The organism is Acidobacteriaceae bacterium, assembly GCA_028283655.1.
In the GTDB taxonomy this organism is placed as follows: domain Bacteria; phylum Acidobacteriota; class Terriglobia; order Terriglobales; family Acidobacteriaceae; genus Granulicella.
Genome location: JAPWKE010000001.1, coordinates 180975 through 194199, shown reverse-complemented (window position 1 = coordinate 194199; position 13225 = coordinate 180975). Strand labels below are relative to the sequence as shown.

Genomic DNA, 13225 nt, shown 5'->3' with positions numbered 1-13225 from the left:
ATACCGCCCGATGAGGACAAGCGATGAAGAACTGGAACACGAAGATGATGGCGATGGCCCTGACGGCCACGCTGACGACGGCGACCGTAGCGTTTGCTCAGAACGAGCCCGCAAAGGTGCACGGCAAAGTAAACAACGCCGCCGGCCAGCCCCTGACCACCGGTGACATCGAGTTCACGCACGACGCCGGCCCCGTCAAGGATGCCAAGATCACCAACAAGTTTCCGATCGACAGCACCGGCAACTACACCGGCGCGGGCGTCGCTCCCGGCGACTACTACGTCTACGTCATCCAGGACGCCAAGACCGTGGACCGCCGCAACATGAAGGTCGCCGCCGGTGCCGACGTCACCATCGACTTCGACATGACCCGCGAAGAGTACATGAAGGCTCTGTCGCCAGAAGAGCGCCAGAAGATCGAAGAGTTCAAGAAGCAGAACGCCTCGACGATGGCTGCCAACAGCACCATCAAGAACCTGAACGCGACCCTCAACGCCGTTCGCGCGGACATGAAGTCCGCCACCCCGAACTGGGACAAGGACACGGCTGACATGAAGTCCGCCACCGTCCTCAAGCCGGAAGAAAGCATCCTCTGGATGACCTACGCCGACACACTTGCAGGCAAGGCTGACGCTGCTGCTGTCGCCGACCGCAAGGCTGGCAAGCCCGCCATGTCCGACACCGACGTCATCAAGGACTATAGCGACGCAGTCGACGCTTACAAGAAAGGCATCGACCTCAACGTAGCGTCCAAGAAGCCTTCGCCCCTCGAGCAGGCCGTCGCTTTCAACCAGATGGGCAACGCCCTCGCCAAGTCCGGCAAGGTTCAGGAAGCTCAGGCCTCCTATGAGAGCGCTGTGAAGCTGCAGCCCGCCAGCGCCGGTCAGTACTACGGCAACGAAGCTGCCATCCTCTACAACGCCAGCCAGCAGGACGCGACGCTCAGCGAAGCAGCCCTCGCTGCAGCCGAGAAGGCCATCGCCGCCGACCCAAAGCGTCCCGATCCTTACTTCGTCAAGGGCCAGATCCTTCTCCAGAAGGCCACCCTGGACCCCAAGACCCAGAAGATTGTTCCTCCCACAGGTTGCGTCGAAGCGTACCAGCAGTACCTGGACCTCGACCCGGACGGCAAGTTCGCTCCCAGCGTGAAGGAAGTCCTCGCGACCCTCGACGTCAAGATCCAGACGCACTTCAAGGCTGGCCGCAAGTAACCCGCTACACGACCCAATGAAAAGCCCCGGCCATCAGCCGGGGCTTTTCATTGCCCCGCCACCCTCAGCCGCCGCCACTAAATCTGTCATCCTAAAGCCATGGCCGAACAAGTCCTCGCCTTCGACGAAGCCCTCAGCACCGTTCTCGCCCACGCCGCAAAGCTCGGCCCACCGGCCACCAGCCGCTCGACCAGCCTCGCAGCCTGCCGGAACACCGTCCTCGCCGAAGAACTCCACGCCCAGCGCGACCAGCCGCCGTTCCACCGCTCCACGCGCGACGGCTACGCTCTCCGTTCCGCCAGCCTTGGCCAGCCACTCAAGCTCCTCGGAACCGTCCGCGCAGGCGAACTCTGGCGCGGGCGCCCCCTCCAGCCCGGCGAAGCCATCGAGATCATGACCGGCGCTCCCCTGCCCGCAGGCTGCGACTGCGTCCTCATGGTCGAGCATGCCACTCTCCTCGACGGCTTCGTCAACGCCGCCCCGGGCCGAACCCTGCAGCCCGGTGAAAACGTCGTCCCCCAGGGCAGCGAAGCCCTCGCCGGACAGCTTCTCCTTCGCCCCGGCCTCCGCATCGACGCCGCCACCATCGCCCTCGCCGCCTCCTGCGGCCGCTCCACCCTCCAGACCTACGCCCCCCCCGTCGTCGCCATCATCTCCACCGGCGACGAGCTCGTCGAGCTCGATCCGGACACCGACCTCAACCCTGTCCCCGAGCCCGAGCAGATCTTCAACTCCAACACCCACGCCCTCACCGCGCTCGTCCACGCCGCCGGAGCCCAACCGCTCCCGCTCCCCATCGCCCGCGACACCCTCGACGACCTCCGCGACCGCCTCGCCGCCGCCCGCGAAGCCGACCTCATCCTCTTCACCGGCGGCGTCTCCATGGGCAAGTACGACCTCGTCGAGCAGGCGCTCGCCGAAGCCGGAGCCACCTTCCACTTCACCGGCGCACGCATCCAGCCCGGCAAGCCCGTCGTCTTCGGCCACCTCGGCAACCGCCAGCCCTTCTTCGGGCTCCCCGGCAACCCCGTCTCCACCGAAGTCTGCTTCCATCTCTTCGTCGCGCCGCTGCTCCGCGCCCTCGCAGGTCAACGAGAAGCGCTCGCCCCAAACTTCGTCCTCGCCACGGCCGCGGAAGCCTTCCCCGGCAAACCCAACCTGCTCCGCTTCCTCCCGGCTCACCTCTCGGCCACGCGCGTCACGCCCGTCGCCTGGCAAGGCTCAGGAGACGTCGCCGCCAACGCCCGCGCCAACTGCTTCGCCGTCGTCCCACCCGAGGGCCTCGCAGCGGATGCGCCCGTCCGCATCCTTCTGCGCGCATAATGAACAGGACAATGACCGAGAAACTCTCCCACTACGACGCCTCCGGTGAAGCCCACATGGTCGACGTCTCGGCCAAGCCCGCCACCAAACGCGAGGCCATAGCCGGGGCCTTCGTCGAGCTGAACGAACAGGTCCTCGCCGCGCTCCCCCAGAACCCCAAGGGCAACCCGCTCGAGGTCGCCCGCTTCGCCGGCATCCAGGCCGCCAAGCGCACCAGCGAGCTCATCCCCATGTGCCATCCGCTCGCGCTCAGCTTCGTCGACGTCGCCTGCACTATCACTACCGGCGGTGTCGACATCCGCGCCACCGCCGCCACCGTCGCAGGCACCGGCGTCGAGATGGAAGCCATGACCGCCGCCTCCGTCGCCGCCCTCACCGTCTACGACATGACCAAGGCGCTCGACAAATCCATCCGCATCCGCGAAGTCGTTCTGCTCGAAAAGCGCGGCGGCAAATCCGGCGACTACAAACGCCCCTCAGCCTAGCGAAGACGTACCCGCCCCAAAAACGTACCTGCATAAAAAAACGTGGCGAAACGTGGCGCTCTTAGCGTCGTGGCGTCTTCTTTCCTCCACCCGGCCACAAATCCCTTCGCGCAGCTTTGCGTCCGTAGCGCCCTTTGCGTCGAGGTTTTCCCCCACCCACCACAAATCCCTAAAACCCCCAGCGAGAACCCGTCATCCTCCAACGGCTTCTCCAACAACTCTTCCCCATTGTTGCGAGCATTGTTCACCGCCGGGTTCGCCTCCGCCGACTCCATCGCCTCCGCATCGAACGGCCGCAGCAAATCCACCGGCAACACCGCTCCCGGACTCCGATCGATCCACCGCGCATAATCCTTCGGCTGCAGGATCACCGGCATCCGCGTATGGATCGACGCCAGCATCTCGTTCGCCTCCGTCGTAATGATCGCGAAGCTCTGCAGCCACTCTCCGGTCGCCGGATTCTTCCACGCATCCCACAGCCCTGCAAACGCAAAGACCGGATCGTTCTTCAGCCAGAACCGTATCGGTTTCTTCCGCGGCTTCGCCTTCTTCGGCCCACTCGCCGCCGAAGGCAACAGCGTCTCCCACTCATAGAAACCGTCCGCAGGAATCAGGCAACGCTGCCGCTCGAACAACCGCTTCCACATCCCCACCTGCACGCTCTCGGCGCGCGCATTGATCGTGGAAATGCCCTTGTACTCGTCCAGCGACTTCGCCTGGTACGGCACCAGCCCCCACCGCATCAACACGGCCTCCCGCTCGCCGCTCTCGCGGTTCAAACGAATGGCTGGCTGATGAGTCGTAGGCGCAACGTTGAAGTCAGGGGGCAGCGGAAACGGCGGCTCGCCGGGCAGATGGAAATGCTCGGCTACGCGCTTCTTGTCCGCTCGGCGAAGGTATCGACCACACATGCTTCTGCCGCAAGGTTACACGGCTCGCGCCATTGCCACCGCATAACATCCATGCGCGTCCAGCACAGTCTCGCTCTTCGCAAAACCCACATCCGTCAGCAGGGCCTCCAGACTCGCATCGGTGAACTTGTAGCTGTTCTCCGTATGGATCGTCTCGCCCTTGGCAAACACAAACCGCTCGCCCTCAACATGCACCACCTGCGGTGCAAGGCTGATCAGGTGCATCTCGATCCGGGACCGCTCTGCGTTCCAACGCGCTTCATGGGCAAAGCCCTCGAGATCGAAATCCGCATCCAGCTCGCGATTCAGCCGCACCAGCACATTCTTGTTGAACGCCGCCGTCACCCCGGCCGCATCGTTGTAAGCCTTCAGCAGCGCATTCACGCATTTGCCCGCACTCGGCGCAAGGTCGACTCCCAGCAGCAGCGTATCGCCCGGCAGAAGATGCTCGCGCAGCTTCTGCAGAATCGCCCGCTGCTCGGCCGGATCGAAGTTGCCGATCGAAGAGCCGATGTAGAGCGCAAAGACCTCGCTCCCCGCTGGCCGCTCGATCTCATAGTTCTCAGTAATGTAATTCGCCACCTGCGGCTGCACCTGCAGCCCCGGAATAAAGCGCGTCAGCGCCGCCGCCGCATCTTCTAGCGCAGAAGCCGAAACATCGATCGGCTGATACAGCAGTCCGCGCTGGCGCGACGCCAGCTCACTCAGCAGCACCCCTGTCTTCCCCGCGCTTCCCGCTCCCAGCTCCGCCACCGTGACCGGGCCGCTGAAGTAGCGATAGAGCTGCGGCGCAAGCTGCTTGAACAGCTCCCGCTCCGTGCGCGTCAGGTAGTACTCGGGCAGCTCCGTAATTTCGTCGAAGAGCTTCGAGCCGGCCTCGTCATAAAAGAGCCACGGCGGCAACGTTTTCGGGGAAGAAGAAAGGCCTGCAATGGCAGCCTCGCGAACGGCTTCGCGCAGGCTGTTGGGGGCTTCGACAATCGGCACAGGAAACGCCTCGCATTTCTCTTGGTTGAGGTTGGCGTGCTTTGGAGCTACGGCGTTCAGATGCCCGACCCCGGCTTCTGGTTGTTAGAAAACTTACGCCGCTCTGTCCCGAGCCAGCCGCAGCCCCGAAAACTGCCATCGCGTTCCCGGTGAAAAGAAGTTCCGATACGTCGCCCGGATATGCGTCTGCGGCGTCACGCACGAGCCTCCGCGCAACACCATCTGCGAGCTCATAAACTTACCGTTGTACTCACCCAGCGCCCCCGGCAGCGGAGCATAACCGGGATACCCCGTATACGGCGACTGCGTCCACTCCCACACATCGCCATAAAGCTGCTCTGCCCGCTCGCCGACCACGGCCGCCCGAGGATGCAGCGCATCGGACTCCAGCAGATTCGCCGTCCCGGCTTCCACAGCAGGCAATGCAAGCTGCGCCGCCGCATACTCCCACTCAAACTCCGTCGGCAGCCGACACCCGCTCCATCGCGCAAACGCATCCGCTTCAAAGAAGCTCAGATGACACACCGGAGTCTCCGAAAGCTCCTCCAGCGGCTGCCAGCCATGCAGCGTAAAGATCGACCAGCCTGCCTTCGCCGCGGGATCGCGCTGCCAGTACAGCGGAGCCTGCCATCCCTGCTCGCGCATCGCATCCCAGCCCTCGGAGAGCCAAAGCTCCGGACGCGTGTACCCGTCCTCCTCCAGAAACGCCAGGTACTCCGCACACGTCACTAGCCGCGACGCCAGTTGAAACGCTCCAAGATAGCGAGGATGCCGCGGCGTCTCGTTATCAAACGCAAACTGGTCCACCGCCGCAACGTCCGGCGTCACACCAAACTCCACCAGCCCCGGCGCAGGCGGCGCATAGCTCACCCACTCCAGCGGAGGCGCAATCCGCTCCTCCTCACCCTTCGCCACCGCGCTCGCGTACGCCGGATGCAGAGGGTTGGTAAAGAACGCGTGCTTGATGTCCGTCGCGGCCAACTCCAGGTGCTGCTGCTCATGCTGCAGCCCCAGCTCAATGCGCCGCAGCGCCTCGTCCTCGACCGCCTGCGTCAGCAACCTCTCGATCCCCGCATCCACATGCTGGCGATACGCCAGAATCTGGTCCAGCGGCGGTCGCGAAAACGACGCGCGAAGCTTCTTCTCCGGCATCTCTCCCAGCGACTTGTAGTAGCTGTTGAACAGCCACCGGAACTCCGGGTGGAACGGCTGATAGCCCGCCACAAACTCCGAGAGCAAAAACGTTTCAAAGAACCAGGAAGTGTGCGCGAGGTGCCATTTCAGAGGCGACGCCTCCGGGCATGACTGAACCATCAGATCTTCGGCCGAAAGTGGCGAAACAAAGCGCATCGTCGCGCCACGAACGCTGCGATAGCGTTCCAGAAGCGAAAGGGCGGCGGTGTTCTGGGTGAGCATGGACGTGGCTCTCCTCGTCAGGATGTGCAGTTTTGGATGCATTCACCGCCCGTCGCGGTGCTCCAAGAGTACGCGGATACCGTCTAAATTCGTGCCACGACGCGAAAATACCCACGCGACACAGGAACTTCCTGAAAAGATGGACGTCTCTACAACTGACCACCGTTTCAGGCATTTGGAGGAAAGTTTTGACCAGGCCCACGTTTGCATCCCGGCACCGCATTTTCACTGCAGCCGCAGCGCTCGCGCTCTTTGCCGCCACTCCCGCAGCGCGGCTCCACGCGCAGGAAGAACCGCACGCGCGTCAGGGCGGCGGCATGTTCGCCGGAATGCCGCGTGCGCAGGGCGAACTGAAGGCCGTCGACGGGAAGACGCTCACGCTAAAGGCCGAGGACGGCAGCACGACGCTCGTGGTCACCAGTGACAACACCCGCATTCTGCGCAGCACTCCGCATGCTGGCGGCCCGGGGACCGGTGCGCCGGAGTACGGTGGCGGCGAGGGCCGCCGCGGTATGGGCATGGGCAACATGCAGACCTCAACGCTCGCGGACCTGAAGGCCGGGGACGGCGTGATGGCCGTCGGACAAATTGATCCCTCCACCAAGACGCTGCACGCCGTCGCCGTTATCGCCACCGATGGCGCAACGCTTGCCGCGATGCGCGCCAACATGGGCAAGACCTACATCACCGGCAAAGTCACCGCGATCGATCTCGACAACGCGAAGATGACCGTGCATCGCACGGACGGCGTCTCCCAGACAATCGGCTTCGACGAATCCACCTCCTTCCGCCGTGGCGGCGGAAGACGCATGAACCTCAACAACGGCAACGGGGCAGCAACACCTCCGCCGCAACAACCCGGAGCAGAAAGCATTACGCTCGCGGACATCAAAATCGGGGACAACATCTACGGACAGGGCGAGTTGAAGAACGGCATCTTTGTACCGAAAGAACTCTCCGTCTCTACACCCGGCGCTCATCTTCACGGTGCACCCGTGATGCCCAGCAGTGGCAACCCGCCCGGCCCCTCGGATTCGAAGTAACAAAAGAGAAGTGAAGTAAGGAGTTCCCCATCGTGTTGTTCAGAACGCGCCTGCGCGCGAAAGCAAACGTGTCGGCCACAGCAGCCGTAACTCTAGCGCTCATCACCGGCGCTGCCAGCCTTATGGCGCAAGCACCTGCCGAAGCACCCGCTGCCACCCAGCAGGCTCCTGCAATGGTCACAGCCCAGGTTGCCCCCTCCGCACAGGTTGCCCCAGCCGCACAGGGCGGAACGATCCGCGGAACGGTTGCAGCAGCAGGCGCAGGCAAAGCAGCGGCGACGCCGCTGCCCGGCGTCGCCGTTACCGCCACCAACACGCTTACAGGCCGCAAGTACACCGCCGCCACAGACATCGATGGAGCCTACGCCATCGCCATTCCGAAGAATGGTCGCTACGTCATCCGAGCGGAGTTGATGGGCTTCGCCGCGAAGACCATCGAAGTGGTCTTCAGCGCAGACGCTCCCCCGCCTGCGACCGTCGACGCCACCAACTTCTCCATGGAGCTCGCCAGCCGCGCCGCGCAGGAAGAAGCCACGGCAGCAGCCAGGCCCTCTACGACTTCAGCAACCAGCCTCACCAGTGGTTTGCAAGGGCTGAGCCTCAGCGGCAACGACAGCGCAACCTCAGAAGCCAGCGCCGCAGGCAGTGGCAATAGTGGCGTCACGATGCCCTCGCTCGCGGGCCTCGAAGGTGGCGCAGCCAGTTCCACGGAGTCCATCTCCATCAGCGGCCAGTCCGCGCAGATGAACGGCCTCGCCAACTTCAGCGAAGATGACATTCGCGACCGCGTCCAACAAGCGATGGATCGCGCCAAGTCAGAAGGCCGCAGCATGCCCGAAGGCGTCAGCGTCGACGCGATCGTCGGCGTACTTGGCCCGATGATGGGCGGCATGGGTCCCGGCGGTGGCGGTGGCGGCGGCGGTCGAGGTGGCCCCGGAGGAGGTGGTGGTGGCCGAGGTGGATTCGGCAGCTTCCGCGGCTTCAACCCTACGCAACCGCACGGCAGTCTCTACTACAACGGGGAGTGGTCCGGCCTGGACTCTGCGCCGTGGTCGCCCACGCTCACACCCGTGACCAATCCCAGCTACGGCAAGAACTCCTTTGGCGCGAGCTTCGCTGGATCGCCGTATATTCCCGGCCTGTTCAAACCGAGCAGCAAGCAGTTCGTCTTCGGCAACTTCAGCGGAACGCGCAACACGACACCGCAGATCCTCACCGGCACTGTACCGACGAATCTGGAGCGCGCAGGCCAGTTCACGGCCTCCGGCGAGCCGGTCATCTACAACCCGGTCACCGGTCTGCCGTTTGCGAACAACACGATCCCTACCTGCACAACAGCAGGGCAGACAGGCTGCATTACGCTGCAGGCGCAGCAGATTCTCGCGCGCTTCTATCCGCAGTGCAACGTCAACTGCGACGGCACCTCGACGAACAACTACAACTACCAGACGATCACCACCGCCGGGCAGAATACGACGAGCCTGAACACACGCTTCGTGCGCAACTTCGGACAGGATGCAGGCAATCCCTTCCAGCGCATGCATCAGCGGCGGGATGTGAAGCCCACGCTGCGCCAGAACCTCAACGGAGCGTTCTCCTACTCGCACTCCGCGAGTGACTCACGCAACATCTTCCTCGCACTTGGCGGCGCGACGCTTAGCGACGGGTACAACGTCAGCACCGGCTACACCATCGGCTATGGCCGCCTGAGCAACAGCACCACCATCACCTGGAACCGCTCCCATGCGATGACGCGCAACTACTTCACCGACACCACGACCGACCCGGCCACGCAGATCGGCATCACCACACCGAGCGACCATGCCATCGGCTTCCGTACAAACTTCTACAACGGCCTGCCGGGCATGTCGCTCTCACGCTACAGCTCCATCAGCAACACCGAGCCAAGTGAAACTATCTCGCAAACGATCTCACTCTCTGACATGCTGAGCTGGCGTCGCAAGAAGCACAACATGCGCTTCGGCTTCGACATCCGCCGCCTGCATCAGGACTCTCTTGGCGGTTCCAACCCACTTGGCACGCTGACGTTTACCGGCATCAACACACAGAATGCAACCGATGCCACGGGCGGCTCGTCCTTCGCCGACTTCCTCATCGGCCTGCCGCAGCAGAGCACGATTCAAGCCGGCCTGAATAAGATCTACCTGCGCGAGAACGTCTTCGACCTCTTCGCTCAGGATGACTTCCGCGTCTCCAGCAACATCACGCTCAACTACGGCCTGCGCTACGAGTACTTCGCGCCGTACAACGAGAAGGACGGCCGCCTCGTTAACCTGACCGGCGTCTCCACCTACACGACCAGCGTTGGTTGCGTTTCGCCGAACGGCGTCACGAGCGGCTCGCTGCAGTGCGGCGTCGGCCCGACGCAGTCGCTGCTGCATCCTGATCGCACGATGTTCGCGCCGCGCTTCGGCATAGCCTGGCATCCAAAGTGGTTGAAGGAGACCGTCGTTCGTGGCGGCTACGGCATGAACTTCAACACTTCGCAGTTTGCGAACTTCGCCAAGTTGCTCAGCTACCAGCCGCCGTTCGCTGCCGTGCAGAACAACGTGCTTGCCAGCAGCACCAACGCGACCGGCTGCACGACGTCAAACCTCACCATCGCCTCACCCTACGGCTGCTCGACGAAGCTGTACCAGAACTCCTTTGGCGTGAATCCAAACTATCGCCTCGGTATGGTGCAGGTCTATAACTTCGACATCCAGCGCACGCTGCCGATGAACATCGTGCTGAACATTGACTACAACGGCTCCCACGGCAGCAACCTTGACGTGGTGCGCGCACCGAACCACCAGTTCTCCACGGTGACGACGCCGAACGCGGTCGCCTTCACCTATGAAGACTCGCTTGCGTCGTCGACCTTCAACGCCCTGATCGTCTCTGCGCAGAAGCGCCTGCAGCATGGCTTCAGCCTCGGGGCAACGTACCAGTACGCGCACTCGATCGACGATGCCTCTTCGATCGGTGGCTCGACTTCGACCAGCTCCACGCAGGACGATGCGAACCTGCTCGCCGAGCGCGGCAACTCAAGCTTTGACGTTCGCCACAAGCTCACCGGCAACTGGGTGATGGAAGCGCCGTTCGGCCCGAACCGCGCCTTCCTGCATAACGGTGGCGTGATGGCTTCGATCCTCGACGGCTTCATTCTGAGCGGCAGCTTCACCTTCGCCTCCGGCACGTACTACACGCCGAGCGTGCAATCCACCTCAGCCCAGATCGCCGGTGGCGGCACGTACACGCTGCGCCCGGACCGCGACTACACGCAGTCGGTCACAGGCACGGGGCGCGTCGGCCAGTACTTCAACACCGCAGCCTTTACCTGCCCTGGCAGTTCGAGCGCCTCGAGCACAGGACTTGCCACCTGCAACCCGACGCACTATGGCTCGGCTTCGCGCTACAGCATTGAAGGCCCCGGCCAGGTGGTTGCGAACGCGGCGCTCTCGCGCATCGTGCAGCTCGGCAGCACCAGCTCCTTTGAGGCGCGCATGAGCGCGACCAACGTCTTCAACACGGTGCAGTACAGCGGCGTAAACGCTGTCGTGAACTCGGCCACCTTCGGCCAGGTTACCGGCGCGGCCGCCATGCGCAAAATCGTCTTCACTGCACGCTACCGCTTCTAAACGGCGAGAGAAACCATGCGAGATATCTGTTACGAATTCGCCCGCAAGTCCACCGCTGCGCTGCTCTGCGCGCTGCTTTCGCTGCCTGTTGCAGCCTTCGCGCAGCAAGCCCAGCCGCAGCAGGAAAGCAGTGGCTTCACCATGAAGATCAGCACCAACATGGTGCTCACCAACGTTGTCGTGCGTGACAAGAAGACCGGCGAAGTGGTGAAAGGTCTGACGGCCTCGGACTTCACGATCACCGAAGACAAGAAGCCGCAGAAGATCTCCAGCTTCGATTTTCAAAACGTCGATGCAGCCGCCGTGTTGAACGAAAAAGGTACGGCCACCGGCAAGACCAGCGTGGCCGACATGCTGAACAACGACTTCGCGTCCGATCCCGCTGCGCTCAAAGACCATCGGCTCATCGTGATGTTCTTCGACATGAGTTCCATGCAGGACGACGATATCGACCGCGCCGTCGACGCCGCACGCAACTACGTGAACAAGCAGATGCAGCCCGCCGATCTGGTTGCGATGGTTTCGATGTCCACCTCACTCAAGATGGACCAGGACTTCACCAGCAACAAGGACGCTCTGCTGCGCGTTCTTTCGCGCTACAACGGCGACGATGATACGGGCTTTGCAAACGGCGGTACCACGGGCTCCACCGATGCCACCAGCGATGATGGCTCCAGCTTCGCCGCGGACGACAGCGAGTTCAACTCCCTGAACACGGACCGCGAACTCTTCGCGATCCGCACCATCGCCAAGAGCCTTGAGCGCGTGGAGCAACGCAAGTCCATGCTCTTCTTCTCCGGCGGCATCACGCGCAACGGCATCGAGAACCAGGCCAGTCTACGCGCCGCCACCAACGCAGCCGCACGCTCGAACCTCGCGATCTACTCGGTGGACACGCGCGGTCTGCAGGCGCTGCCACCTGTCGGCGATGCGACCAAGGGCAGCCTGCGCGGCACCTCTGCGTACACCGGCGCTGCAGTCAAGAGCCAGTTCAACTCCAACTTCGCTTCACAGGAAACGCTTAGCAACCTGAGTACGGACACCGGCGGCAAAGCGTTCTTTGACTCCAACGATTTTGCACCAGCCTTCCAGCAGGTACAGCACGACACGGAGGCGTACTACATCCTCGGCTTCCGCTCCAGCAACCAGAAGCGCGATGGCAGTTATCGCCACCTCACTGTCACGGTCAACCGCAAGGACGTGAAGCTGGAGTATCGCCCGGGCTACTTCTCGCCCGCCGACTTCCAGCACCAGAAGAACGAAGATCGCGAGCTTGCGCTGAAGGAGCAGATGCGCAGCGACTACCCTGCGACCGACGTGCCCGTGTATCTGCAGGCGCTCTATCTGCGCGAGGCCGATAATCGCTACTACGTTCCCGTCAGCATCCTCATCCCGGGCTCGGCGATTCCCTTCGTCAGCAAGGGCAATGAAGACAAGGCCACGATCGACATCATGGGGCAGGTACGCGCGAGCACAGGCTCAGCATCCGGCGTCGACTTTGGCAACGTGCGCGAGACGATCAAGCTCGCCGTCGACCAGTCGCAGCAGGCCGCACACAAGAACATCCAGTACTCCACCGGCTTCCTGCTCGCGCCCGGTCACTATCACCTGAAGTTTGTGGTGCGCGAAAACCAGACCGGCAACATGGGTTCGTTTGAAACGGACATCAATGTACCCGATCTGAAGAAGGCAACGATGAAGCTCTCATCGGTCGTCCTCAGCACGCAGCGTACAGCGAACAACCAGCGCTACTCGCAGTCACTGCTCGTGCGCGACGGGCAGGAGTGGGTGCCGAACGTCTCGCACATCGTGCGCCAGGACCAGCACCTATACTTCCTCTACGAGCTCTACAACCCCACCAAGCCGAAGGAAGCAGCTACACCTGCGGCGTCGCCTGGGCTTGGCCGACGCGAAGGACAGGCCGCCAAGGTACTGACCTCCATCGAGTTTCTTTCCAACGGAGCGAAGGTCTTCGAAACCCCGACGGTCACTGCCGATCGCGTCAACATTCCTGACCGTGACGCGGTAGCTTTCCAGTTCGACGTGCCCGCCTCGCAGCTCAAACCCGGCACCTACATCTGCCAGGTGAACGTCGTCGACGACGCAGGTGGCACCTTCAGCTTCCCACGCATGGCCGTCCGCGTGCTGCCAGCAGTTACGACTACGCCAGCATCAGCAGCGACCAGCACTCCGGCTGCGCAGTAGCGC

General features: G+C 62.9%; 9 protein-coding genes. 6 read left to right on the top strand and 3 right to left on the bottom strand.

What is annotated here, in order from left to right; translation table 11 throughout:
- The first annotated feature begins 23 nt into the window (after nucleotides 1–23).
- From PW792_00845 to moaC, 3 genes are all read left to right on the top strand, one after another.
- On the top strand, nucleotides 24–1211 hold the full coding sequence (locus PW792_00845; GenBank protein ID MDE1160472.1) for a hypothetical protein: 1188 nt from the start codon (nucleotides 24–26) through the stop codon (nucleotides 1209–1211).
- Between the two features lie 99 nt (nucleotides 1212–1310).
- On the top strand, nucleotides 1311–2534 hold the full coding sequence (locus tag PW792_00840; protein ID MDE1160471.1) for a molybdopterin molybdotransferase MoeA: 1224 nt from the start codon (nucleotides 1311–1313) through the stop codon (nucleotides 2532–2534).
- A gap of 11 nt (nucleotides 2535–2545) precedes the next feature.
- Nucleotides 2546–3019 (top strand): cyclic pyranopterin monophosphate synthase MoaC, encoded by a 474-nt coding sequence (moaC, locus tag PW792_00835; protein MDE1160470.1) that lies wholly within the window; start codon nucleotides 2546–2548, stop codon nucleotides 3017–3019.
- On the opposite strand, the gene PW792_00830 is transcribed toward moaC, so the two are convergent.
- The 3 genes from PW792_00830 to egtB form a co-directional block, all read right to left on the bottom strand.
- Entirely contained in the window at nucleotides 3016–3930 is a 915-nt protein-coding gene (locus PW792_00830; GenBank protein ID MDE1160469.1) for an SOS response-associated peptidase, read from the bottom strand. The genes moaC and PW792_00830 overlap by 4 nt on opposite strands.
- A gap of 15 nt (nucleotides 3931–3945) precedes the next feature.
- On the bottom strand, nucleotides 3946–4917 hold the full coding sequence (gene egtD / locus PW792_00825) for an L-histidine N(alpha)-methyltransferase (protein ID MDE1160468.1): 972 nt from the start codon (nucleotides 4915–4917) through the stop codon (nucleotides 3946–3948).
- A 93-nt stretch (nucleotides 4918–5010) separates the two neighbouring features.
- Complete coding sequence (egtB, locus tag PW792_00820; GenBank protein MDE1160467.1) at nucleotides 5011–6333, bottom strand: ergothioneine biosynthesis protein EgtB; 1323 nt, start codon at nucleotides 6331–6333, stop codon at nucleotides 5011–5013.
- Nucleotides 6334–6521: 188 nt separating this feature from the next.
- Here egtB and PW792_00815 point away from each other — a divergent pair, with 188 nt between their 5' ends.
- Genes PW792_00815 through PW792_00805 form a run of 3 tightly spaced genes read left to right on the top strand, consistent with a single transcriptional unit; the run spans nucleotide 6522 to nucleotide 13222 of the window.
- Nucleotides 6522–7376 carry a hypothetical protein gene (locus PW792_00815; GenBank protein MDE1160466.1) on the top strand — a complete coding sequence of 285 codons (855 nt, stop codon included), beginning with the start codon at nucleotides 6522–6524 and terminating at the stop codon, nucleotides 7374–7376.
- 32 nt (nucleotides 7377–7408) lie between these two features.
- The gene (locus PW792_00810; protein ID MDE1160465.1) at nucleotides 7409–11017 is read left to right on the top strand and encodes a TonB-dependent receptor; all 3609 of its coding nucleotides are present in this window, start codon (nucleotides 7409–7411) and stop codon (nucleotides 11015–11017) included.
- 15 nt (nucleotides 11018–11032) lie between these two features.
- Nucleotides 11033–13222, top strand: coding sequence for a VWA domain-containing protein (locus PW792_00805; protein ID MDE1160464.1), 2190 nt, complete (start codon nucleotides 11033–11035; stop codon nucleotides 13220–13222).
- Nucleotides 13223–13225: the final 3 nt, after the last annotated feature.